This is a genomic window from Paraburkholderia sp. GAS333 (assembly GCF_050435665.1).
Lineage (GTDB): Bacteria > Pseudomonadota > Gammaproteobacteria > Burkholderiales > Burkholderiaceae > Paraburkholderia > Paraburkholderia fungorum_A.
On the sequence record NZ_JBNDKS010000003.1, the window covers coordinates 761,311 to 783,832 of the forward strand.

General features: G+C 59.6%; 20 protein-coding genes and 1 pseudogene. 14 read left to right on the plus strand and 7 right to left on the minus strand.

From position 1 onward, the window contains the following. Genes ABH945_RS19115 through ABH945_RS19125 form a run of 3 tightly spaced genes read right to left on the minus strand, consistent with a single transcriptional unit; the run spans window position 1 to window position 3,622 of the window. Window positions 1–1,548, minus strand: coding sequence for an MDR family MFS transporter (locus tag ABH945_RS19115; RefSeq protein WP_429251548.1), 1,548 nt, complete (start codon window positions 1,546–1,548; stop codon window positions 1–3). 56 nt (window positions 1,549–1,604) lie between these two features. Next, a complete protein-coding gene (locus ABH945_RS19120; RefSeq protein WP_429251549.1) occupies window positions 1,605–2,900 on the minus strand; it encodes an ATP-binding protein in 1,296 nt (431 codons plus the stop codon). Continuing rightward, window positions 2,900–3,622 (minus strand): response regulator transcription factor, encoded by a 723-nt coding sequence (locus tag ABH945_RS19125; RefSeq protein WP_429251550.1) that lies wholly within the window; start codon window positions 3,620–3,622, stop codon window positions 2,900–2,902. Before ABH945_RS19125 ends, ABH945_RS19120 begins: the two co-directional genes overlap by 1 nt. Before the next feature lie 474 nt (window positions 3,623–4,096). Between ABH945_RS19125 and ABH945_RS19130 the strand changes: the two genes are divergently transcribed. Next, window positions 4,097–5,047 (plus strand): helix-turn-helix domain-containing protein, encoded by a 951-nt coding sequence (locus tag ABH945_RS19130; protein ID WP_429251551.1) that lies wholly within the window; start codon window positions 4,097–4,099, stop codon window positions 5,045–5,047. Window positions 5,048–5,216: 169 nt separating this feature from the next. Here the strand turns inward: ABH945_RS19130 and ABH945_RS19135 are convergent, their stop codons facing one another. After that, the gene (locus ABH945_RS19135) at window positions 5,217–6,986 is read right to left on the minus strand and encodes a hypothetical protein (protein ID WP_429251552.1); all 1,770 of its coding nucleotides are present in this window, start codon (window positions 6,984–6,986) and stop codon (window positions 5,217–5,219) included. Window positions 6,987–7,398: 412 nt separating this feature from the next. Between ABH945_RS19135 and ABH945_RS19140 the strand changes: the two genes are divergently transcribed. Together ABH945_RS19140 and ABH945_RS19145 are read left to right on the plus strand one after the other, a co-directional pair. Next, window positions 7,399–8,196, plus strand: coding sequence for an SGNH/GDSL hydrolase family protein (locus ABH945_RS19140; RefSeq protein ID WP_429251553.1), 798 nt, complete (start codon window positions 7,399–7,401; stop codon window positions 8,194–8,196). 131 nt (window positions 8,197–8,327) lie between these two features. After that, window positions 8,328–8,549 (plus strand): annotated as a pseudogene (locus ABH945_RS19145) (hypothetical protein); the annotation flags it as partial. A 72-nt stretch (window positions 8,550–8,621) separates the two neighbouring features. Here ABH945_RS19145 and ABH945_RS19150 read toward each other — a convergent pair. Further along, window positions 8,622–9,572, minus strand: coding sequence for a TetR/AcrR family transcriptional regulator (locus ABH945_RS19150; RefSeq protein WP_253189765.1), 951 nt, complete (start codon window positions 9,570–9,572; stop codon window positions 8,622–8,624). On the opposite strand from ABH945_RS19150, the gene ABH945_RS19155 reads away from it, so the two are divergent. The 3 genes from ABH945_RS19155 (at window position 9,492) to ABH945_RS19165 (ending at window position 13,144) form a co-directional block, all read left to right on the plus strand. Continuing rightward, window positions 9,492–10,340, plus strand: coding sequence for a fumarylacetoacetate hydrolase family protein (locus tag ABH945_RS19155; RefSeq protein ID WP_074770409.1), 849 nt, complete (start codon window positions 9,492–9,494; stop codon window positions 10,338–10,340). The two genes, ABH945_RS19150 and ABH945_RS19155, sit on opposite strands and share 81 nt — an antisense overlap. Window positions 10,341–10,424: 84 nt before the next feature. Next, a complete protein-coding gene (locus ABH945_RS19160) occupies window positions 10,425–11,369 on the plus strand; it encodes a VOC family protein (protein WP_429251554.1) in 945 nt (314 codons plus the stop codon). Between the two features lie 140 nt (window positions 11,370–11,509). Then, window positions 11,510–13,144: a bifunctional 3-(3-hydroxy-phenyl)propionate/3-hydroxycinnamic acid hydroxylase gene (locus ABH945_RS19165; RefSeq protein WP_429251555.1), complete on the plus strand. Its 1,635-nt coding sequence runs from the start codon at window positions 11,510–11,512 to the stop codon at window positions 13,142–13,144. A gap of 99 nt (window positions 13,145–13,243) precedes the next feature. Here ABH945_RS19165 and ABH945_RS19170 read toward each other — a convergent pair whose 3' ends face one another. After that, window positions 13,244–13,816: a nuclear transport factor 2 family protein gene (locus ABH945_RS19170; RefSeq protein ID WP_074770416.1), complete on the minus strand. Its 573-nt coding sequence runs from the start codon at window positions 13,814–13,816 to the stop codon at window positions 13,244–13,246. A 125-nt stretch (window positions 13,817–13,941) separates the two neighbouring features. On the opposite strand from ABH945_RS19170, the gene ABH945_RS19175 reads away from it, so the two are divergent. From ABH945_RS19175 to ABH945_RS19190, 4 genes are all read left to right on the plus strand, one after another. Further along, window positions 13,942–14,847 carry a LysR substrate-binding domain-containing protein gene (locus ABH945_RS19175; protein ID WP_429251556.1) on the plus strand — a complete coding sequence of 302 codons (906 nt, stop codon included), beginning with the start codon at window positions 13,942–13,944 and terminating at the stop codon, window positions 14,845–14,847. A 160-nt stretch (window positions 14,848–15,007) separates the two neighbouring features. Beyond that, entirely contained in the window at window positions 15,008–15,343 is a 336-nt protein-coding gene (locus ABH945_RS19180; protein ID WP_074770420.1) for an ArsR/SmtB family transcription factor, read from the plus strand. Continuing rightward, complete coding sequence (locus tag ABH945_RS19185) at window positions 15,340–15,801, plus strand: SRPBCC family protein (protein ID WP_429251557.1); 462 nt, start codon at window positions 15,340–15,342, stop codon at window positions 15,799–15,801. The genes ABH945_RS19180 and ABH945_RS19185 overlap by 4 nt, the downstream gene beginning before the upstream one ends. A gap of 286 nt (window positions 15,802–16,087) precedes the next feature. Continuing rightward, complete coding sequence (locus ABH945_RS19190; protein ID WP_429251558.1) at window positions 16,088–17,137, plus strand: DUF2278 family protein; 1,050 nt, start codon at window positions 16,088–16,090, stop codon at window positions 17,135–17,137. Window positions 17,138–17,151: 14 nt separating this feature from the next. Here ABH945_RS19190 and ABH945_RS19195 read toward each other — a convergent pair whose 3' ends face one another. Continuing rightward, window positions 17,152–18,957 carry a cytochrome P450 gene (locus tag ABH945_RS19195; RefSeq protein WP_429251559.1) on the minus strand — a complete coding sequence of 602 codons (1,806 nt, stop codon included), beginning with the start codon at window positions 18,955–18,957 and terminating at the stop codon, window positions 17,152–17,154. Window positions 18,958–19,364: 407 nt separating this feature from the next. On the opposite strand from ABH945_RS19195, the gene ABH945_RS19200 reads away from it, so the two are divergent. The 4 genes from ABH945_RS19200 (at window position 19,365) to ABH945_RS19215 (ending at window position 22,453) form a co-directional block, all read left to right on the plus strand. Next, window positions 19,365–20,381 carry a fatty acid desaturase family protein gene (locus tag ABH945_RS19200; RefSeq protein ID WP_429251560.1) on the plus strand — a complete coding sequence of 339 codons (1,017 nt, stop codon included), beginning with the start codon at window positions 19,365–19,367 and terminating at the stop codon, window positions 20,379–20,381. A 141-nt stretch (window positions 20,382–20,522) separates the two neighbouring features. Next, on the plus strand, window positions 20,523–20,903 hold the full coding sequence (locus tag ABH945_RS19205) for an NUDIX hydrolase (RefSeq protein ID WP_074770430.1): 381 nt from the start codon (window positions 20,523–20,525) through the stop codon (window positions 20,901–20,903). Between the two features lie 101 nt (window positions 20,904–21,004). Next, window positions 21,005–21,184, plus strand: coding sequence for a hypothetical protein (locus ABH945_RS19210; RefSeq protein WP_429251561.1), 180 nt, complete (start codon window positions 21,005–21,007; stop codon window positions 21,182–21,184). Between the two features lie 120 nt (window positions 21,185–21,304). Further along, complete coding sequence (locus ABH945_RS19215) at window positions 21,305–22,453, plus strand: FAD binding domain-containing protein (protein ID WP_429251562.1); 1,149 nt, start codon at window positions 21,305–21,307, stop codon at window positions 22,451–22,453. The last annotated feature ends 69 nt before the right edge of the window (window positions 22,454–22,522 follow it).

The following is a 22,522-nucleotide window of genomic DNA, read 5'->3' on the forward strand; positions in this document are numbered from 1 at the left end:
TCAGGGCTTGTTCGTCACTGCGCGCTCGACCGGCCGTCTCGTCAGACTCAGAACCAGCACAAACCCGATGAACATCACAATGCCACCGGCGATCAGACTCGAACCGATCGCGCTCCGATAGATCGACACGATTTGCGTCTGCTGATCCGTGGGCAACTGCCCAATCGCGGCCATGCCGCGATCAAGCATGGCACTGCTATCGAACGACGCGGGCAAGTCGGCAATCTGCTTCTTCAGCACGAAACTCATGATGCCGCCCGAGAGCGCCGCGCCGAGCGATCCGCCCAACGAACGCACGAACGACATGGTGGCCGTCGCGGTGCCGAGCACGGCCTGAGGCACGGCGTTCTGCACGATCACCGTGGCATTGGGCATACCGATGCCCATGCCCGCGCCGAGTATCGCCATCGAGACGAGGAACAGCCCGATGCTCGCGCCGATGTGCGCAAACAGCGCAAGCAGAACCAGGCCGAGGCATTCGAGGCCGACGCCGACCGAAAGCAGTATCGTGATGCGCCGCGCGCCGGCCGAAAAGCGCCCCGCTGTAACCGACGTCACCAGCATCATCAACACTTGCGGCAACATCATCGCGCCGGATTCTTCGGGCGTCTGATGCAACACCAGCTGGTAATAGAGCGGCATGAACACGAGCGAGCCCATCATCGCAAACGACATGACGCCCGATGCGGCCACACACGTCGCATACGGAATGATCCTGAAGAGTTTCAGATCGATTACCGGTTCCGCGGCCGAACGTTCGACCCGCACCAGCAATGCGTAACTCGCGAGCGCGACGACCAGCAGGATCAGCATGGCCTCGGTACCCGACAACAACGTCGACGTATTCGCGTTGAACAGCAGCAGCAACGCGGAAGTGCCGATGCAAACCAGTATCGCGCCCGCGTAATCGATGGTATGACCGCTGCCGCGCGCCACTTTCGGCAGCGACGACAGCACCAGCGCAAGCGCGGCCGCGCCGACCGGCAAGTTGATATAGAAGATCCAGCGCCACGACGCATGACTCGTGATGAAGCCGCCCAATAGCGGCCCGGCCACGCTGCTAATCGCGAACGCGCCCGTCACGAGGCCCTGGTAACGGCCCCGTTCGCGCATCGGCACGATGCTGCCGACCAGCGTCTGCGACAAGGTCATCAGGCCGCCTGCGCCGAGGCCCTGCAACGCACGGAACAGAATCAGCGCGAGCATCGATTGAGCGGCCCCGCACAGCATCGACGCGACCACGAACAACGAAATGCTCGCGACGAAAAACGGCTTGCGTCCGTACATATCGGAGAGCTTGCCGTACAGCGGCGCGCTGATCGTCGAGGTCAGCATGAATGCCGTGACGGCCCACGTCAGATGGCTCAAGCCGCCCAGATCGCCCGATATGACCGGCAGTGCGGTCGATACGATGCTTTGATCGAGCGCGGCCAGAATCATCGCGAGCATCAGGCCCGCGAAAACGCGCCGTCGTTGTGACAGTGGAATAGCCTGGCTGGCTTCGGCGGCGTCGGGCGTTGGCGTGCTTCTCGCAGAGGGAGATGACATCGATAAAGAACTCTCGCAGTAGTCGGGATAAAAATAGCGGCAACACCACGCGGCGCTTAGTCGAACGTGATGCGCGCGGTGAGACCCGACGGCTTGTGATTGAACAGCACCAGCTTGCCGCCATGCGTGCGAACAATATCGTTCACGATCGACAAACCCAACCCGACACTTCCCGGCTGACCTGTGCGCGCCGCATCGAGACGAACAAACGGTTCGATAACGTCCTTAAGCCGCTCTTCGGGTATGCCGGGACCGTCGTCGGTCACATCGATCATGATGTGTTTGCCGCGCACCGACGCAATCACCACCACGATTCCACCAAAGCGCAACGCGTTCTCGATGAGGTTGCTCATCACGCGCTGCATCGCGTCGGGGCGGCATAGAAACGGAATCTGGTCCGGTCCTTCGTAGTGGATTCGCGCGCCGGAATCTTCATATTCGTCGCACAGCGTAGCAAGCAGCGCACCCAGATCGAGCCACTCCTTCTTCTCGGCCTCCGCATTCGAAGTGCTCAGAAAAGCCAGCGCCGACGAGACCATTTTCTGCATCAGGTTGATGTCCCTGAGCAGCTTGTCGCGCACGATCTCCTTGCCGGTATCGACCTGCAAACGCATCCGCGTGAGCGGCGTGCGCAGATCGTGACTGATTGCCGCCAGCATGCGCGTCCGGCCTTCGATCGATGCGGTAATACGCTCCTGCATCAGGTTGAATGCGTGCGCGGCGCGGCGGATTTCAAGCGGCCCTTCCTCTTCGATCGGTGCAATCACGATGTCGCGCCCGAATGCTTCAGCGCGGTCACACAGGCGACGCAACGGCCGGATCACGCGCGACACGGCCCACGCGGACAAACCGGCGACACCGACGCACAGGAAAGCCAGCGCGCCGAAGAACGGGAACGTCAGCCGGGGCGGCTCGTAACCCACCCGGTTGATGTGCACTTCGAGGGTGTCGTGGCCGATCGGCACGAGCACCTGAATATCCGGCGTGTCGTCATCGCTACTGCACGAACGCGCGGTCAGGCCAGGAAGGTCGGGAAGCTGGTATCGCAACGCCGATTCGAGGTCGCGCGAATTGAGCGTTCGATGCTCGCAGGGCAGATTCACCGATGTGAGCTTGAGTGAGAAATCCGGCCGCTGCGATGCGGCGATCACGCTTTCCCGATCGCGCTCGGGCACACCGCGCAGTATCTGCACGACACTGGCGATACGGTACGTGGGCTGCCAGGGCCACGGCGGAGTCGGCGGGCTGCCCGTGACGAACAGCAACACGATGAAGATCGCGAAGGTCACGATTGACGAGCCCGCGACAATCGTCAGAATCTGCCCGAGCGTCGTACTGAAATAACGTCGCATCAGGCAACCGTCACGTCGAGCTGGAACGCGTATCCATCTGCGCGCACGGTGCGAATGGGATCTTCGAGGCGATTGTCGCCGGACAGTTTGCGGCGCAGCCGGCTGATCAGAAGATCGACCGAGCGCTCGGCAATCGGGAAATTTTTGCCTCGCGTCAGATTGATGAGTTCTTCACGCGACAGTACCCGCCGTGGGTTCTGGCAGAGCACGAGCAGCAGATCGGTTTCCGCGCCCGTTAGCGGCACGCGCAAGCCGGTTCCCGAGCGCAATAACCGGCGGTATGGGTAAAAGGTGAACTCGGAAAACTTCAGCACAAGCTCGGCGGAAGACTGATTTCGCGGAGTATCGACCGCGTCGGGCCGACGCAGCACCGCGCGGATTCGCGCGAGCAGTTCGCGCAGATCGAAAGGCTTGGACACGTAGTCGTCCGCACCCAGTTCGAGACCTACCACCTTGTCGGTCGGCTCGGACAACGCCGTGAGCATGATGACGCGCGGTCCATTCGCCGAAGAACGGATGCGGCGGCAGATCTCGAAGCCGTCCTCGCCGGGCAGCATCACATCCAGTAGCACCAGGTCGATCGGGCTGCGTTTCAGGATGTCGTCGGCGGCCTGTGCGTCTCCCGCGATTTGAACCAGGTAGCCCTTCTCGGCCAGATAGTCCGCTAGGGGCCCGGCAATGTCAGGGTCGTCCTCGACGAGGAGGATATGTGTGTCGGTCAATTCAATCCGCCTCGGCAAATGTTGCTTGATGTTGGAGACGCTGTGCGGCCGATGCAGTTCGCTGCGATGCGCCAGACCATCGACGTCGAACCTGTGATTTTCCCGCAAAACGTTTTCGCTGGGAGCGGGATTCGTATGTCAATCCCGACACAATTATGAAATATACATATAAATCAGTAGCTTAATCGATTCCCCGAAAGACGCGATTTCATGAAAAGACTCCAAGTAGAACGCTTGTTCGCCGTCGTGCAATTTGTGTCTACCTCGACACAATGTGTGAATGTCGACTCAAACCTAATAGCCGGTTGATGCTTTTCGGACGCTCCCCTATCGTTGGACTCTGCCGCAGCCCGACATGACGCTTACGTGTAGAGGAAAGACATCACACTCATCTTCCAATATTCAGAGGAATGCCAACCGCCTTTTTATTGTGCTTCTGTATTTGCTGTAAAGGTTTGGTAGAACGGACACGGCATGAATATGACTCTCGTATCCCCATCAGCAACTCCACGCAACCCACACCCGATCTCACCGGCGGCTCCAGTTCCCAAGGTCCGGCTTTACGTCGACCGGCCTCAGGGAGATAACTGGTTTGTGCACGTGGGCTACATCAAGGATCGGGGACGATGGCGAACCGAACCCCATGCTCACCCCGCATACGGTCAGGTGATATTCGTGCGTACCGGCCGTGGGACGATAAATCTGGAAGGAAGAGGCGTTCCATTCGAGGGACCCTGCGCGTTGCTATTGCCGCCTGATTGCGTTCACGGTCTCGACTACGAGATCGATGTCGAACGATGGGTCGTCACGATCGAACTGGGATATCTGGCGAAAATCAATACCCGGCTTCACGAGTTCATCGCACTGTGGAGAACGCCGCGCATGATTCCTCTGCCCGATCATGACGAGGCGGCTGCCGGGCTCTACCGCAGCATCTCGGCTCTGAAACAGGAAGCCGAGTCCGACGCGATGGGTCACTGGATCGGAGCCGAAGCGCGGTTGACGAATTTGCAACTCATGCTTGTCCGGCAGACACGTCTTGAGGAAGACTTGGTCGAAAACGCAAAGGGGAGCGATGTCCGCAAAGCGGAGCGATTTCGCAAGCTGATCGACGAACACTTTCGGGAAAATCTGTCGCTGAAAGACTACGTGTCAAAAATGGGGATGTCTTTGACTCAACTCCGGGCGGTGTGCGCGGCAGTCTCAGAACAGAGTCCAAGAAAAATGATTCATGCGCGCATCATGACGGAGGCAAAGCGAGATCTCATTTTCGGAGACATGTCGGTTTCGCAGATTGCATTCCGTCTTGGTTTTGCAGATGCCGCCTATTTCACGCATTTTTTCCGTCGAGAAACAGGTCAGGCACCGTCCGAGTTTCGTCTTGCATCGCGACGGCAGACATCTTCTGATCTACTTGTCACGTAGAAGCAATGGCATTTCTCTAGACCAGAAAAGTAGCTTGCCGGATGTGGTGGCGCCGCGTCGTAGTACTTTTGGCAAACAAAAAGCGGCGTCCAAGATCCACATCTGGACTTGAACGCCCCTAATTTTTTCTTCCTGGTTGGCGATTTTTTACAACGTTACGGTAATCAGCTTAATAACTGATGCTGTTGTAACCATCGGTGCCGAGTCCGTTCGCATACGATCCGCTGAGATTCAGCTTGCCGCGAGCCACCTCGCTTTGCCTCGTCTGACTCAGCAGCCAGTCGTAGCTGGAAGTAATGCCGTTGGCGTACACCCACGTCATTTTATGGCTGCCGTTAGCCAGCGCATCCCAGTAGATGCCCAATTTCGTGGACGTCGCCAACAGATTGCTCAGCAGCGTGTTCTCTTCCGTTTCGGACGTGGTCGTCGGGTCCCAGCTTGCATACGGAATGGTGACGCCGGCAAGACTGGTGAAGAGCGTTTGTGTCTGATTCCAGTAGCCGGTGGCTGTGGCGTCGCCGGTCATGTTGGTGGCGAGAATGTTGTCGTCGGAAATCGAGTAGTACCAGTTCTGCCAGTTCGGGTTGGTAATGATCGTTCCGTCAGTTGGGTACGTGAAGTACGATTTGCCGTTATAGCTGGCGCTCTTGTTGTAGTTGTTGCCCCATTGCGACGCGATTGCCCAGATGCCCGCGAAGTAGTTGTCGCGCTGGGCTGCCATATCCAGTAACTGCATGCCGCCCATCGACTGACCGGACGCATAGATACGATTGGTGTCGATGTTATAGGTGGACGTAATGTAGTCCATCAGTTGCCAGGTGGCGGGGAGATATTCGTTGCCCGTCAGGTTATCGGCCACGCTCTGACCCGAGTTAGGTATCTGCGGAATGACGACGATCAGTCCCGCGTAACCTTGAGCCTTGGCCAGTGCCTGCACCCTGTCTGAAGCATAGTTCGCCGCTTCCTGCGCTTCGGTCAGACTGATAAGCGGATCGTCGCCCAGGCCGCCCGCATCCTCAATATGCAGTACAACCATGTACTTCTTGCTTGCATCGTAATCGGCGGGAACGAAGAGGCTGTACTTCAGACTGACGTCGTGGTACTGGCCGTCATACTCGCTGAAGCAATGAGTAGCCTGAAACGGAGTTCCCGCCACCATCGAAAGTATGGTTGCGTTGGGATAGGTGATCGCAACCCCATTAGACGTCGTACCCGAATAGGAAGGCGTCACCGCGTCTGTATAAAGCTTATATCCCGTGATGCCGTTTATCACGTAAGACGTTTCGTCCAGAACCGTGTCCAGGTACACGGAGTTATCGCTGCCGTCGGGAGCGAAGTTATAGTAATAGTCCGACACGTAGTTACTTTTCACCGTGGTGCTGGGGCTAACGGTCACGTCGTCGGCGAGTGTGATGGCTGCTTTCTGTTCTATTCCTCCAGCCACGCCGGCTCTCCAGTAAGGAACAGCGTCCGCCAGCAGATAATTGGTGTTGAGTTCGATGATCACGTAATTGCCGCTTGCGGCACCCGTGTGATTCGTCGAATCAATCGTCGGCGTGGAGTTCACATAGACGTAGGCAGGCGCGCCGGGCGTACCGGTTTGTTGTGCGAAGGCCGGATACGCGCCATTCAAACCATTCCGGGTGGCCGCGGCGGAATCGTCGTAGTTCTGCGCAAGATTGGCGTAACTGTAGGCATTGTAGGTGTTCAGGTTCACCGAGCCGGCTGTCAGCGTGTCCTTGTATTTGACGACGATTGCCTGAACCTTTGGGCCGTCGAGATCGACGAACGAAATCGTGGAAACACTCGATATGTCGTCGTCGGCTTTAATCGTTGAAGGTGTCAGCGAGTGACTGTCACCGCAGCCGGAAAGTGCGATTCCGGAAATCATGCATGCGGCCAGATATCTATACTTCTTCACGTCCAGTGCAACTTTCATTGAGATCATCTCCAGAATTATTTTAATGAACCATCGCCCCCAACTGGTTATCGTCGAGGGATTTTTATTTCTACGTGAATACTAGCTGTGAGATAACTTTCTTCGCGTTACGAAAAAGTCATCTTCGCTGGCACTTTTTGTTGGGCTGCTGGTTTTCCCGAACGCTCGGGGCCGCGCAAAAAACGAAGTGACCGATAGCCAAGTCGCGTGGCAGACTGGGCGTCAATCAGCTGGAGATGAAGCAGGAATTCTGGAGATGGTTCGACCGTCCGCAAGCCGCTTGTTCGTCAACATGGCGCACCAACCTGGCGAATTGCCGACGCCAGGCCACAACTTTCGTTGAATACCCAATTCCCGGTTAACTGCACAGATCTACATTCATGAACTATCTATTCCATAAGGCCAGTGCAGCATGAAGCTTTCGCAACACAATGCTTACTACGTTGCCCTTGGCAGTTCATTCGCGGCTGGTCTCGGACTCGGTCTTCGCGCGCCAGGAAGTCCGATAGTTTCGCAGCGCAGCCAGAACGGTTACCCACATCTACTCGCTCGCCTTCTCGATGTGTCGACGTTTGCCGATATGACTTCTTCCGGCTCGACCGTTCATCAGGTGTTGAACGGCGGCCAGTGGTATCTAGGCCCGCAGGTGGAGGCACTCGGTCCCGACACCCGTCTCGTCACGCTTACTGCCGGCGGCAACGATGTCGGATATATCGGCGATCTCATGTTTTCGGCTTACCGGAATCGCAGAGGTGTAATTGGCTTTCTATTCCGGCTTCTCTGGAAAGGCCCGAAGTCTCTTGACCAGCGAGACTTCGACTCGCTCGATACAAACATGCGTGCAACCCTTGCCGAGATACGTCGCAGGTCGCCGAACGCACTGATCATCGTCGCGACGTATCCAACCCTGCTCTCAACCAATGCGCGGTGTCAGGAACTTGGGCTAACCGATGATCAGATCAAACTCATGTTGCCCGTCGGCGAGAAGTTGGCCGAAATAACCCGTATTGCCGCCGTCGATGCTGGGGCGACGATCGTGGACATGGCTGCATTGTCGGCTGATCACGATGTATGCGGAAACGAACCGTGGGTGAACGGCGCCTTTCCGAAAATCGGGACCGCATTCCATCCGACATTCGCTGGCGCGCAGGCAACGGCGCAGGCTATTTTCAGTCGAATTCGAGAGGTTAGCGGCGCACTGGTCTCTTGATGTTCACGGAAGTTTGCGGAAACACAGTGCATTCGAATTCCAAGGCAAATTCAAAACGATCCGATGGTCTCGAAGGCCATCGGTTCTCTATTCACTCACCAATCCGCTAAAAAACTTCAGCAAAGCAACGTTCCTATGTGAAGGAACTCAAGCTGAACGGTCAAACGTATAGCGGCTCGTGGCTGCCGGTCGCCCAGATCGCCAATGGCGGCACGCTCTCCTACACGCTGTCTACCGCACCGACTACGTGGGGCGCATCCGCCGATCTCACGCCGCCTTCGGGACCCAACGCGGATTACACCCGAAGTGTTGCGGCTCTCCCCAGCTCTTCGGCGGCAGCGTCGGCTCAGTAGTGTCGATAGCCTCCCCGGCCGTGTTGCCGGGGAGGCAACTTCAAAAAAATGGGCTTACTCTCACCCCACGCGCTAATCCAGCGCACCCACCTCACGCCCACGACCAATCCGCTCGAAGATCGCGCCGCGCGGTTCCGGACAATCGGCAATCGGCGCATAGGCGAGCGCGCGCGCTTCTTCCGCGGGAATGCCGAACGCCTGCATCAGAGCGCACATCGACTGCTCGGTGTAATCGGCCGGGGCATCTTCGGATAGCAGGGTTTCAATGCCATAGCGGATCGAACCCAGTGCGATATCACGGGCCACGACCACGTCGGCGACCTTGAAACGCCCCTCTTCCAGTCCGAGTTGCAGATCTCGCGTCAGGTATTCGTCGAGCAGACGCCCGCGCGATCCGCGCTTGGTGCCGACGCGCGTAATGAACGCCCCCCACAGCGGATAGCGCGACGCCATGCGCATATACAACCGCGAGCCGATCACGACACGCTGAGCTGGATCTGCGATTCCGCGCACCAGCGGATCGATCACCGCCAGCACCTCGTCGCTGCTCTCGCCGGCCACCGCCGATAGCAGGTCCGCGGTCGTGCGGAAGTAGTTGTAGAACGTGCCCCGCGCGACTCCGGCAGCAGCGATGAAGTCATCGATCATCGGCGCGTCCGGGCCCTTCTCCGCGAACACCACGAGCGCGCTTTCAAGCAGGCGGTTACGCGTCTTCTCCCGACGCATGGCGCCGACACGCGTGCGATGGTCTTCGACCGGTGGTAGCTCTTCCATTGTGTTTTCCATTGATTCAACCCGAATTTTACCAGCAGCCGCATGCGGGTTTATCCCGAGCTTTTTCACATTGACGAATGTGTCAACTCTACTAGAATACGAAATGACAAATTCGTCATTTTGATTGTGGTGCGTTGAATCAGGCACGAAAATCTTCAGGAGACAGCTATGCGGTTCATCAGTTTCGAGCAGGATGGAAAAGCGGTACTCGGTATCCGCGACGGTGAGCAGGTGCGCGTAATCGGCCATGAAACGCTCGAATCGCTGCTTGCACGGGGTGTGAATCTGCGCGACTACGCAGCACAGCACGCCAGTGACGAGAAAGTCGCGGTCAAGGATCTGAAGTTCCTGCCGCCGTTGCAACGGCCGCCGAAGATCATCTGCGTCGGCCTGAACTTCGCGGATCACACGTCGGAAAGCAAGTACGCGCAGCCTGACTATCCCACGCTGTTTTTCCGCGTCAACACGAGCCTGATTGCTCACGATCAGCCGATGGTGCGTCCGGCCGTGGCCGACTCCGAAGGCCTCGATTTCGAAGGCGAAATCGCGGTGGTGATCGGCAAGGGCGGCCGGCATATTTCGAAGGAAAACGCGCTGTCTCACGTGGCCGGCTACTCGGTGTTCAATGACGGTTCGGTGCGTGAGTATCAATTCAAAACGCCGCAATGGACAGTCGGCAAAAACTTCGACGGCACCGGCGCATTCGGCCCCGATCTCGTCACCGCAGACGAGTTGCCGCCAGGCGTAAAAGGCTTGCGCCTCGAAACGCGTCTGAACGGCGAAGTCGTGCAATCGGCCAGCACCGACGAAATGGTCTTCGACGTGGAGAGCCTGATCAGCATCATCAGCGAAGCGATCACGCTGGAAGCGGGCGATGTCATCGTGTCCGGCACGCCGTCGGGTATCGGCTGGGCGCGCACGCCGAAACTGCTGATGAAAGCTGGAGACGTGTGCGAAGTGAGCGTCGAAAAAATCGGCACGTTGAAGAACGTGATCGTAGACGAAGTCAAAGCGTAAATAACGTCCGTTGTATCTGCCCGGGAATACCGGGCAGGCAAGCGGCCTCAGAGCCCGCGCAACACATCATCAATGGAGACGACCATGGCTGATCCAGCAAATGTGCGTACCGTCGCAAGTGTTCATTCAATCGATCACTTCGCGCTGAACGTTCCTTCCCTCGACGAGGCCGAACGCTTCTTCGGCGCATTCGGACTCGACGTGACCTCGTGCGGCAACGAAGCGCGCGAACTCGAACTGCGGGCCGCCGACGGTCATCGTTGGGCGCGAGTGTTGCCCGCGTCCAGAAAATCGCTCGCCTATCTGAGCTTCAACTGCTTCGAAGCAGACTTCGCCGCCATCGCGGCTCAGGTGCGGGCAAGCGCGGCGCAGATCGTCGACGGCCCTGCAGGCAATCGCGCCGGGCTCTGGTTTCACGATCCCGATGGCAACCTGATTCAGGTAAAGATCGGCCCCAAAACCAGTCCGTCGGCAAAGACGCCCTGCGTCGTCACCGGCAGCGCCGCCGACCAACGCGGCTCACATACGCGATCCGCTGCAACGCAGGTCAAACCGCGCCGCCTTTCGCATGTTCTGCTGTTCACGCCCGATGTGCTCCGCGCGCTCGATTTCTACGCGAACGCCATCGGCTTGCGTCTGTCGGACAAGTCGATCGACATCATTGCGTTCACGCACGCGCCGCACGGCAGCGACCACCATCTGGTCGCCTTTGCGAAGAGCAACGCGCGCGGCTGGCATCACGCCGCGTGGGACGTGGAGAACGTCAACATGGTCGGCGAAGGCGCGTCGCAAATGCAGGCGGCCGGCTTCGGCAAGGGCTGGGGCACCGGCCGCCACGTGCTGGGCTCGAACTACTTCCACTACGTCCAGGACCCGTGGGGTTCGTTCTGTGAATACTCGGCGGATATCGATTTCGTCTCGGCCGGGCACGCATGGCCAGCAGGTGATTTTCCGCCGGAAGACTCGCTCTATCTGTGGGGTCCGCAGGTACCGGATGACTTCGTGCACAACTACGAAGCGTCGCGCTGATTTACCGTCCCGACCGGTCATCCGGTCGATGAAGTAAGGCCCAAGGGCCAAGCGTCCTTTCGTTCGTTCTCTTGATCGCATGGCAGCCAGATCGACTGGCGCCAGGGAAAAACTCGCTCTCTTTTAGCAGGTGAACTCAAATGACTGACCAGAATATTCTTGATGTCGTCATCGTCGGATACGGACCTGTCGGTCAATCACTGGCGATTCATCTCGGCGAACGCGGCTATCGCGCCGCGGTGTTCGATCGCTGGCCCGCGCTGTATCCGTTGCCGCGCGCCGTGTTCCACGATCACGAAATCCGCCGCGTCTTTCACGCGATGGGTATCGGTCAAGAAGTCGAAAAGATCTCGCAACCTTCTGCGATGTATCAATGGTTCAACGCGGACTGGAAGACACTGGTCGAAATCGACTGGTCGGCGGAATCGATCAGCGATGGCCCGGTCGGCTACCTGTTCAACCAGCCGTCGCTCGAAGCGCTGTTCGACAGCAAGGCGAAGTCGCTGCCTGGCGTCAGCGTGCAACAGGGTTGGGAAGCGACGGCGCTGCATCAGCACGCCGACTGCTGTGAAGTGACGTTGCGCCAGGGATCGATGATCGCAGGCCTGTGGACGCCGACCGGCGAAACGCAAACCGTACGCGCGCGCTACGTGATCGGCGCGGACGGCGCGAACAGCTTCGTGCGCAAATCGGCGGGCATCGCTTTCGAAGACCTGGGCTTTCAGGAAGACTGGCTCGTGATCGATCTGAAGCCGAATGAGGGCGTCAAACTCGATGTGCCGGACATCGGCCAATGGTGCAATCCCGCGAGGCCGACGACGATGGTGCCCGGCGGCCCCGGCTATCGGCGCTGGGAATTCATGCGCCTGCCGCACGAAACGCTCGACGAATTGCAGAAGCGGGAGAAGGTCTGGGAGCTACTGAAGCCGTGGGTCACGCCCGACGATGCGACGCTGGTGCGCTACGCGGTCTACACATTCCGCTCCCTGCTTGCGCAGAACTGGCATAGCGGCCGCGTCGTGCTCGCCGGCGATGCAGCACATCAGATGCCGCCGTTCATGGGCCAGGGCATGTGTTCCGGCCTGCGCGACGCATGGAATCTCGCATGGCGTCTTGATCTGATCCTGAAGGGAATCGCGCCGTCGAGTTTGCTGGAAAGCTATACGCTGGAGCGTCGTCCGCAAGTGCGTGCGGTGATCGATGCGTCGATTGCAATGGGCCAGGTCGTGTGCATTTCCGATCCTGAAGAAGCCGCGCGCCGCGACGCCGTGTATCTCGCGGGTGATGTGCCGCCGCTGCCGCCCTTCCCCGGCCTCGCCGATGGCGTGATCTGCAGGCAGAAGAATTTTTCCGTCGATACCGTTGCCGGGTTGCTGAGCGTGCACGGCCAGATCGAGAACGACGGCGAGGAAATGCGCTTCGACAATGTACTGCCGAACGGCTTTCACGTCATCGCGATCGATGCGGACCCCGAGTCGCATCTGGATGCCGTTGCGCAGGCGTCGCTCGCACGCATCGGGGCGCGGACTATCGGCATCACTTCGGACATCGGCAAGGCGGTGGCGGGCCGCGTGCTGCTGGACAGGCGTGCCAAATATCAGCGCTTCTTCAACGAGCACGGTGTGAAGGCCGTGATCGTGCGGCCCGATTACTATGTGTTCGGTGCGGTGAAGAAGCTTGCAGACTTGCCCGCTCTCGTCGCGGATCTTGCGTCGCAATTGGGCGTCGAAGTCGAAGTTGAAATCGACGCAGGGCAAGAAGCCGCCACGGCTTGATGCAAGCCCTGGTCACTCGAGCGACAGCACAATCGCTGTCGCTCGAACTGCTTGAGCCGCTTTAAAAGCGGCATCGCACCATGCGGATGAATCAGCCTCTTACGCGGCAAGCCAACGTTGTCCGCCCGCTTTCATTTCGCGCTCCAGCTCGCTCCCGCGAGTCGCGAAGACACGCTGCACAGGAAAGCCGCCTTTTTCCAGCAGATAGGCCAATGCAGCGTATTCACGCGGATATTTCGCTACCACGTCCCGGTCGATTTCCACGGGACCGCGAGGGAAAGTAAACGTCCCCATGTCGTAAACGCTCTGCCGTTTAACCAGTTTCCACAGGCCGTCGCGCTTTTCGACCAGATCGTAAAACCGGTTGTGCGTCTCGCAGCCCAGATCCAGCCGAACGTTATCCGCGATGATCACTGCGTTCGTTTCCACGATCGCCTTGCTGCCGTTGAAACTCACCACAGGCGTACCGATCAGATGCTTGGTTCGGAGATCCGACGCACCCATCTTGATGGACCCCGCGATGAAATCGGCAAACGGTCCTTCGAACCACGTCACTTCGATCACGCCGTCTGGATGAAACAGGCCGCGTAGCTGATCCCACTCGCCGAGGTCGCGATGCATCCAGCCCGTGATCAGGTCGGTAATCTGCATACGGTCTTCAAGGGTTTGCATGATGAATTTTCCTTTCGTGGTTATGGCGCGAAGCGTGCGCATGGCTTCAAGAATCGTCCACAATGACTGCTAAATCAAATAGATTGAAATGAACGATTGATCATAAAAACTGATTGCCGAGGTCGATGATGGATTTACGCCACCTGCGCTACTTTCTTGCAGTCGCCGAAGAAGGCCATTTCGGACGCGCCGCGCGCCGCCTGAACATCGTCCAGCCCGCGTTGAGCATGCAGATTCGCGCGCTGGAAGAAGAGTTGGGTGGCCCGCTGTTCCTGCGCACCAGCCGCCGGGTCGAACTCACGGAAGCCGGCTTGCTGCTGCGTGAAGAGGCGCGTCGCACGCTCGACCAGGCGGAACACACGCGGCTCACCGTACAGCGCGCGATACGCGGCGAGACTGGCAGCGTCAGGGTGGGCTTCGCGGGCAACGCCGTGTTCAGCGGCAAACTGATCCACGATTTGCGGGCGTTTCATCGCACGTATCCTGACGCGGATCTGATCGTGCGGGAAATGGCGCCGCAATTGCAGGCGAACGCCGTCGTCGCGGGTCAACTGGATATCGGCTACACGCCCGATCCGGGCATCGCTCGCGACGAGCGCCTGATCTACGAGTCGATCGGCGCATGGCGAATTCTGGTCGCGCTGCCGGGGGATCATCCACTGGTCGGCAGGAAACGCCTGACTGCCCGCATGCTGAAAGCCGCGCCCCTGATTGTCTATGCCGCTCAGGACGCCGATGAAAGCCTCGTTCACGCGTTGCGCCAGGTGCTCGACGGCCCGCCAGAGGTCACCTATCAGGCTGCCAGCACGCTGAGCGTCCTCGCGCTCGTGGCGTCGGGACTCGGCATTGCCCTCGTGCCCGAACCGATCGCGCAGATAACGCTCCCGGGCGTGGTCTACAAACCGCTCGATCTGCCTGGATTGTCGATGGACCTGATGAGAATCAGCCGCGTGGATGAAAGCTCGGGGGCGGTGCGCGCTTTTTTGACGTTAGCCCGTCAACGCGGCAAACGCAGCCGGGCCGATGAGTAGACGGTGATTGGCGGTGTGTTCATCGTTGGGTCTGTTTGATGATCGCTTCGCCGCCGGGCCAGCGGAGCTGGACTAGCCGGCCTTGCGAGAGCGCTGCGACGCATCTCCCTATCCACACAAAAACTTGACGCCGCTCATCGAGCGCTCTACTGTTCACCATATGGCGAAGTCTCCAGTCAGTCAACTCGATCGTACGTTTTCCGCCCTCGTGGACCCCACGCGGCGGGCCATTCTCGCGCGGCTGGAGCGTGAGCCCGGCCTGTCGGTGACGGATATCGCGCGTCCGCTGCCGCTCAAGCTGCCGGCGGTGATGAAGCATCTCGACGTGCTCAGCGATGCCGGCCTGATCGCGCGCACGAAGAGCGGCCGGACCGTATCGGTCGAACTTGTCGCCGCTCCGATGCAGGAGGCAATGGCGTGGCTCACGCGCTATGAGCGCTTCTGGTCCGCGAGTCTCGACCGGCTCGCCGACTTTGTCGAAGGAGAAGACGAATGAGCGAAAGCAAGCCCAGTCTGACGATCGTGCGGTATTTGAAGGCGTCCCCAGCGAAGGTCTACGCGGCCTGGACGCGTCCGGAGTTGATGACGCGCTGGTGGGGTCCCGATGCCGGACCGGTGCTGAGCGCCGAAGCCGATCCGCGCGTGGGCGGCAATTTTCGCGTGGTGTTCCAGACACTGGACGGCGAAACGCACGACTGCCGCGGCGAATACCAGCAGGTCGAGGCTGATCGCAAACTCGTCTTTACATGGGAGTGGGTCACGCTGCCGGAGCGGCGCTCTCTCGTGACGATCCAGTTGCGCCCGATCGATACAGGCACCGAGATGACGTTCACGCATGCGCAGTTTTTCGACGAGGCGGCTCGCGATGGTCATCGGGTTGGCTGGAGCGGCGCGTTCGAAAAGCTGGAGGCTTTTGTTGCCGGGTGGGAAGGCAATGATGGGCTGGCGAACTGAACGACCCAGGCGGCAACCTGTTTCGAGCGTGGCGTCAGTCGTCAAAATATACCAGGCAGTACCAATATCATATCGACGAGTATTAAAAAATCGCTGACCCTTCCCGCAAGATCAGGCCGTCCGCGTGTCGCCACGCTGGGCACCGACGAAAAACGCGACGCAAAACGGCGCGTTGAGCGCCGCGTGGCACGCGTCCACACGCGAGCTACGCGGCATATATGTCGTCAGTTGGACATCTGCCGCCGCTAAAGTAGTTCGATCACGACATCCACCACGGAGTGAGACGATGGGACAGATCAACTACAGTTGCCTGAAAGGAAAAATCGACCGTTTCAAGCCAGCGCCAGCCGGTAATCCTCATCTGTGGATGCTGATCGACGCAGGCTCCGATTCGTTCTTCGCCACGGTCAATATCCAGTCGTCGAAAGACGCGCCGGGTTCGCCCGTCGCCGAGACCTATCTCAACTTTCTCGTCGACGACGATTATCGTCACCCGATCGTCGATCATCTGCGCGAATTGCAACCTGGTTTGAAGCAGCAGCAACGAACCTATGGGGCAGGCGCGCTCGACTACATCAAAGGCAATCTGTTCGATCCGCGCAAAATGCGTGTTCTGCCGAGTCAGAGTGCGGGTAGCGACAGCCTGATCGGCCGCTTGCAGGCGTTGTTCGGTCTCGCACGGGATCAGAACGACGACATCGTCATCGTCGGCAGTCAGTTCGCTACGTCGCACGGTCAGACCGACGCCGTGTTCGGCGAGACGCCCGCATTCGGCATCGACAATACGCATATGGCCCAGGGCGATCCGCCCGACATCGACGCGAAGCTCCACGAAAACGGCACGTGGCACGACGGCGCGATTTTTCTTTTCAGCACCACCACCGACCGCGTCACCGCGATCTTTCTCGCGTTCCAGACGCAGGCCTGGCAGACCGATGCCCACGGCCAGGCGCTGGACGGCACCACCGGTTTCGAAGCGCCACGCTATGACCTGACGGGCGGGAAATTGGGCAATCCGCTTCCCGCGCCCGCGCCGCTTGCCGAGTTGACCTCGCTCAACCGTCTCGCCGACGGCAGCAGCCAGCTCGTCGTCGCGAACATGTCGACACAGCCGCTGGATCTTTCCGGCTGGAAGGTCACGACGCCCGACGCGTCAGTCGATCTGGCCGCAACAACCATCGCGCCCGGCCAGCCGCTGTCGGTCACGCTGCAAAGCGGGTTCGTCGTCGATACGGGCGGCATTCTCTCGCTACTCGATGCGCGTGGATTGCGGGTCGACGGAGTGGCATACCCTGGCGGACCCGCTACCGGATGGAGTACGAGCTTCGCGACGTGAACGAGCGATATCGCTCAATGCCGCGCGGTGAAATCGACACGCAGATTGCGCGGCATCATCGAAAACGAGAACACCTCCTCCACCGGGCTCCCGCCTGCGGATTCCGACAGATGGAAGTTCCGGCAGATCATCGCAACGGCGGAGCGTATTTCGAGCAGCGCAAGGCTGCGCCCGGGGCACAGGCGAGGCCCGGACCCGAACGGCACGAAACCGGCACGATGGCGCGCGGCGGCATCGTCGCCGGAGAGCCAGCGTTCGGGAGCGAACGAGTCGCCCTCCGCATCGGCGGCGTTTGCGTCCACCAGCGCCGAATGACGCATCAGCAGCATGATGACGGTCCCCACCGGCACCTCGACGTCGCCGATCATCACGTCGCGATTGCCTTCGAGAGCCAGAAGCGGAGCAACCGGCTTGAGCCGCATGGTTTCGTTGGCGACGGCGTCGAGAAACGCAAGCCGGTCGGTATCGCCGAATTCTTCGACGAAGGCCGCCTGCCCCAACAGCGAGTCGACCTCGTCCTGCATGCGCCGCTGGACCTCGGGGTAGCGGCACATGAAATCGGTCATCCAGGCGATCGTGTTCGCCGTCGTATCCTCGCCGGCCAGAAGTATCGTAAAGACGTTAGCAAACACCTCGTCGTCGGTTAATGGCGCCACGCCGTCTTCCTGAGCGACGATCAGGGCTTCCAGAAAGTTGGCCGGACGCAATGCCAGTTCGTGTGAGCGCGCCATACGCGCACGACTGTCGCTAATGAATCCGCCGACGATCTCGCGAAGCGCCTTCACTGCGCGATCGAGTTCCCTGTCGTCGGAGAGCTTGAAATAGTGCCAATAGGGAAACGGCGAATTGATCCGGCGATTGAGCATTGGAAACATCCATTCGAGATGCCGCTGGATCACATCGCCTTCGCACTCCAGTGTGTTCATGTCGTAGCCGAGAGCGATATTCGTCGTCACGTCGACGGTATAGCGCATCAGGTCCTTCTGGATATCCACCGTCCGGTGTTCACGCGCCGCTTTGTCGAGGCGTTCTTTGAGGCGCGCGGTCACTTTGCACATCGTCGGAAAAAAGCTTCGCAGATGAGCCGGGTTCAACGCCTGCGCGACCAGCGAGCGCTGCCTGCGCCACGCGTCGCCTTCGGCTGAGAACACGCCGTTCATCCCGAGCTCCTTCGAGATATTTTCGATCGCGTTCCAGCGCCTGTAGGTTTTCGGCCGGTCACGCAGGATCTGATTCACCAACTCGGGATCGGCGATCACGACGAACGGGCGATGCATCAGCTTGTACGTGTAAATTGGCCCGAACTCGCGGCACCACTCCTCCAGCGTGAGATGCAATTTCGTGGGATGCAGCTGGAGCAGGTTGCCCAGAAGCGGAATCCCCTTGGGGCCGGGAAGCTGTTCCAGCGAACGGACCGCGTGCGGCGCGGTCGGCGGCGGCGTACCTGCGCTTGCGTGCGTGGCTTTCCACTTAAGCAACTCATCCCTATCGACCCGCACGTCGGCGCCGTCGAGCAGCGTACCGAACTTTTGCAGACGCATACCGCCATGACCCTGCGTACAACCCGACCCGCATTCGAACTGCCAGCCATGTCCCCGACAGGTCAGCACGCCATCGCGGATCGATCCTTCCGACAACAGCGTGCCCTGGTGAGGACACCGGCCTTCGAAAACGGTGATTGCATCCGCGTGCCTGATCACGACGAGTTCGACGCCTTCGGCCTGCGCCGCGGTGACGCTGTCTTCGACAAGCTCGGGCATCCGGGCCACGACGATTGTTTCGTGGTGACGCGGATTGCCTATACCAGTGCTTACTTCCATTGCCCGCTCCTTCGCGCGTGCATCCTCGGCCACAGACGTTACGCGTCAGAAAATGTCGGTTCAGGAACAGCGGTACGACCAGGTACGATCGCGCGTCACGTGCCATGCCGCAACGAGATTCAACGAACAATGATAGGTGCTATGGCGTCGCCGACAAGCTCTGCGTCGAGCGGCCGGGTGGCCGTTCATAGTCATTCTCGGCCGCATCGAAAAACAGCATGCGGGCAAGCAGGGAAAGTTGCGGAAAGGTTCGGGTGAGCAACGCGGTCTGGCGGTGCAACAACCGCGGCACAGGGTTGTGCGCGTCTGCGCCTGTCTGTGCCGTGGCGTATGGCGGAATCAGCCGTCACATTGTCACGATGCGTTGCTAATGTCTGCGGCGAAAAATCATTCTCGACGGGACCACGATGGACTTACAGACATCCGCGAAGACGTTTTCAAACACGCCGAATGCGGAGCACGCGCCACACATCCGGCAGCGCATCGCGATTGATCTAAGGGCTAACCTGATCCTGTTGTGTGCGGTCGCAGTTTCCATTGTGCTGCTGTTCATCGTATGGCCGTATCTGCTGACACGTTACGGCGCCGCGGCTCTATGGCTCGCGTTACCTCTCGTTCTATTCGCGCCGACTCACTGGGGCCTGATCCACGAGGCGATTCATGGCCAGTTGCTCGGCACACGACGACTCAATGAGTTGCTTGGCCGCTCGCTCGCCATCGCCTACTGGCTGCCTTTCGATGCAGTGCGTTTCGGTCATCTGATGCATCATCGATTTACGCGTGAACCGTACGATCAACCGGATGTGCACCACCTCGCAACGAACCGGATCGCGGCGCGACTGGCCTACACCTTGCGTCTGCTGGGCGGACTCTATGTAGCGGAACTGGCCATTCCGCTTCTGGCTTTTCTGCCACCCGCATTCGCGGCGCGAATAGTCGCGCGGAGCATCGGTGCCGATGGTCCGTCGGGTAGCGATGTGCAACGTCTGTTCGTCGGCTTCGCGACTAACGTGGATCGGCGTCGCCGTATCCGGCGCGACTGGATACTTTCGCTCTGCGTGCACGTGCTGGCGTTGCATCTTTATGGCAAGTGGTGGCCCGCGCTTGTCGCGACGATTTATCTGCGGGGCGTGTGGCTTTCGCTCGCCGACAACCTGCCGCACTACGACGTCTCGCTCGACGAACCTCAACGCGCGCGAAATTTCAGTGTTCCTGCCCTCTGGCGCCCGATATTGATGAATCATCATTTGCATCAGTTGCATCACCGTTATCCGACGCTGCCCTGGACTGCGCTTCCAGCGCTCTCACGCGATAACGCGCAGCCGCCATCGTCAGCAGATTCGGGGGCGTCGTACTTTGGCGCGGCACTCCGGCAATTTCTACGCTTCGGCAAGGTGCTCAACCGGACTTCAGGTACGCGATAAAAAACCGTTCAAACCCGTGGAAAAGACGCGACGAACAGGCTCTTTTTCTTCCCCGTCAAAATTCGCATTCGGTACACTACGAACCACAACCAGGGCACCCCCGCCTCTCAAATCGTATAGAGAAAGATTACCGGAGCGCACTTGAGGAAACGAGCCACTGTTATCTGTCGACGAGGCCAGCGAATTCTGCTGGTCGCAAGACGTCAATCGAAATGGGCGTTGCCGGGTGGCATCCTCAAGCACGGTGAGCATCTGTCGGCGGCCGCGCTGCGCGAGCTTAAAGAGGAGACGCGCCTTTCGGGCAAGTCGGCGAAATATCTCTTCCAATATCGCGGTGCGCAGAAACACCATCACGTTTTTTCCTGCGATGTCTCGAAGCGGGCCAAAGCTCGCGCGAGCAACGAAATTGCAAGATGCCGCTGGGTTCACCTTGAAGACATCGCCCGCCTGACGACCAGCGCGCCGACGAAAGTCATCGTCAAGGCGCTCAGCGAAAAACGCTCCGGTTCCCGGGGGAAGTAACGCGGCAATGCAACGACCGGCTTCGATAATTAACTACGAGATCCGTAGCCGGTCGATCTGAACAGCGGGCAACGCGCCTCGCGCATCGTCGGATGCAATTCGTGCAGCAGCACGACGAAGCACCGCAAATGGCCGCGCTATATCCCGTCGTCTACTCCATTTGGGTCCCCGCAGGCCGCGACATCGGCGCGCTCGACACACCGATTGCGATCGCGACGAAACAGGGTTTTAATGGGGACGCGGTTCGCGCCTCACTGTTTTCCACCGACGACAAGACATAGACAAGCTCGACGCAGCCCGTGAGCGGGCGGCCACGCTCGTCGACGACAAGCCGATCAGCGGCGTGCAAACGCCAGTGGTCTTCTTCCATGCGCTGCGTTCAGCAGCATTGAGGAGCCAGCATGAGCACTCTGAAGAAACCTCGCGCCCTCGTGATCGGCGGCTCGCTGGGCGGCCTGGTCACCGCCGCCACGATGCGAGCGGCCGGCTGGCAGGTCGACGTGTTCGAAGCTTCGCCGAACCAGCTTGAAAGCCGCGGCGGCGGTGTCGTGCTGCAACCGGACGTGCTAGGCGCATTGCAGTTTGCCGGTGTCGCGCTGCCCGATCCGCCGGGCGTGCCATCGGGCGATCGCATCTATCTGGACCGCGAGGACAATCGCGTGCAGGAAATGTACATGCCGCAAACGCAGACTTCGTGGAGCCTGCTTTACCGCGCGATGAAAAACGCGCTGCCGCAACAGCACCTGCATGCAGGCGAAACCTTCGTCGATTTCCGCGTGGATGGCGAGCAGATCGTCGCGCTGTTCGAAAGCGGACGCAGCGAGCAGGCGGATCTGCTGATCGGCGCCGACGGCATCCGCTCGACGCTGCGGGAGCGTCTGCTGCCCGGCATCTTCCCCGTCTACGCGGGCTACGTAGCGTGGCGCGGACTTGTCGACGAACCCGCTTTGCCGATGCACGCGGCCGACACCTTGCGCGAGCGCTTTTCGTTTCAGGAAGGCGACGGCCATTCGGGACTCGCCTATCTGATTCCGGGCGAAGACGACTCGACCGTAGCCGGTGAGCGTCGCTGGAACTGGGTCTGGTATCGCAAATACAGCCGCGAGGCAGTCGGTCAGTTACTGGTTGACCGGGATGGCGTTCAGCGCTCGTTCTCGTTGCCGCCAGGCTCGACTAAAAGCGCCGATATCGCGCAGCTTCGCGACGACGCAACGACTATGATGGGGCCGACATTCCGCGCACTGGTCGATGCCACCGTCGAGCCGTTCATGCAGCCCATTGTCGATCTGCTCGTACCGAAGATGGTGTTCGGCCGGGCGCTGCTGCTCGGCGACGCGGCTTCGGTTCCGCGTCCGCACACGGCGGGCAGCACGGCCAAGGCGGCGGCCAATGCGCACGCGTTGGCGCTCGCGTTGCTGTCGGCGCAAAGAAACGGCGAAACAATCGACTCGGCGCTCGCTGAATGGGAAACCCGTCAACTGCTGCGCGGAAAACAGATGACCGCTCTGGGCATTTTGCTCGGCGACCGGATGATGAAGATCGTCCGTTGATTCACGCGTGGCTGTTTTCAACCCGGACAAGTTGCCAGCGGGCGTCTGCAAGGATGGTCCGTATAATTA

Bases quoted from the DNA above. Each gene is read 5' to 3' on its own strand.
- ABH945_RS19115 (WP_429251548.1), bottom strand. From the start codon at position 1,548: ATGTCATCTCCCTCTGCGAGAAGCACGCCAACGCCCGACGCCGCCGAA.
- ABH945_RS19120 (WP_429251549.1), bottom strand. From the start codon at position 2,900: ATGCGACGTTATTTCAGTACGACGCTCGGGCAGATTCTGACGATTGTC.
- ABH945_RS19130 (WP_429251551.1), top strand. From the start codon at position 4,097: ATGAATATGACTCTCGTATCCCCATCAGCAACTCCACGCAACCCACAC.
- ABH945_RS19135 (WP_429251552.1), bottom strand. From the start codon at position 6,986: ATGAAAGTTGCACTGGACGTGAAGAAGTATAGATATCTGGCCGCATGC.
- ABH945_RS19140 (WP_429251553.1), top strand. From the start codon at position 7,399: ATGAAGCTTTCGCAACACAATGCTTACTACGTTGCCCTTGGCAGTTCA.
- ABH945_RS19155 (WP_074770409.1), top strand. From the start codon at position 9,492: ATGCGGTTCATCAGTTTCGAGCAGGATGGAAAAGCGGTACTCGGTATC.
- ABH945_RS19150 (WP_253189765.1), bottom strand. From the start codon at position 9,572: ATGGCCGATTACGCGCACCTGCTCACCGTCGCGGATACCGAGTACCGC.
- ABH945_RS19160 (WP_429251554.1), top strand. From the start codon at position 10,425: ATGGCTGATCCAGCAAATGTGCGTACCGTCGCAAGTGTTCATTCAATC.
- ABH945_RS19165 (WP_429251555.1), top strand. From the start codon at position 11,510: ATGACTGACCAGAATATTCTTGATGTCGTCATCGTCGGATACGGACCT.
- ABH945_RS19170 (WP_074770416.1), bottom strand. From the start codon at position 13,816: ATGCAAACCCTTGAAGACCGTATGCAGATTACCGACCTGATCACGGGC.
- ABH945_RS19175 (WP_429251556.1), top strand. From the start codon at position 13,942: ATGATGGATTTACGCCACCTGCGCTACTTTCTTGCAGTCGCCGAAGAA.
- ABH945_RS19180 (WP_074770420.1), top strand. From the start codon at position 15,008: ATGGCGAAGTCTCCAGTCAGTCAACTCGATCGTACGTTTTCCGCCCTC.
- ABH945_RS19185 (WP_429251557.1), top strand. From the start codon at position 15,340: ATGAGCGAAAGCAAGCCCAGTCTGACGATCGTGCGGTATTTGAAGGCG.
- ABH945_RS19190 (WP_429251558.1), top strand. From the start codon at position 16,088: ATGGGACAGATCAACTACAGTTGCCTGAAAGGAAAAATCGACCGTTTC.
- ABH945_RS19195 (WP_429251559.1), bottom strand. From the start codon at position 18,957: ATGGAAGTAAGCACTGGTATAGGCAATCCGCGTCACCACGAAACAATC.
- ABH945_RS19200 (WP_429251560.1), top strand. From the start codon at position 19,365: ATGGACTTACAGACATCCGCGAAGACGTTTTCAAACACGCCGAATGCG.
- ABH945_RS19215 (WP_429251562.1), top strand. From the start codon at position 21,305: ATGAGCACTCTGAAGAAACCTCGCGCCCTCGTGATCGGCGGCTCGCTG.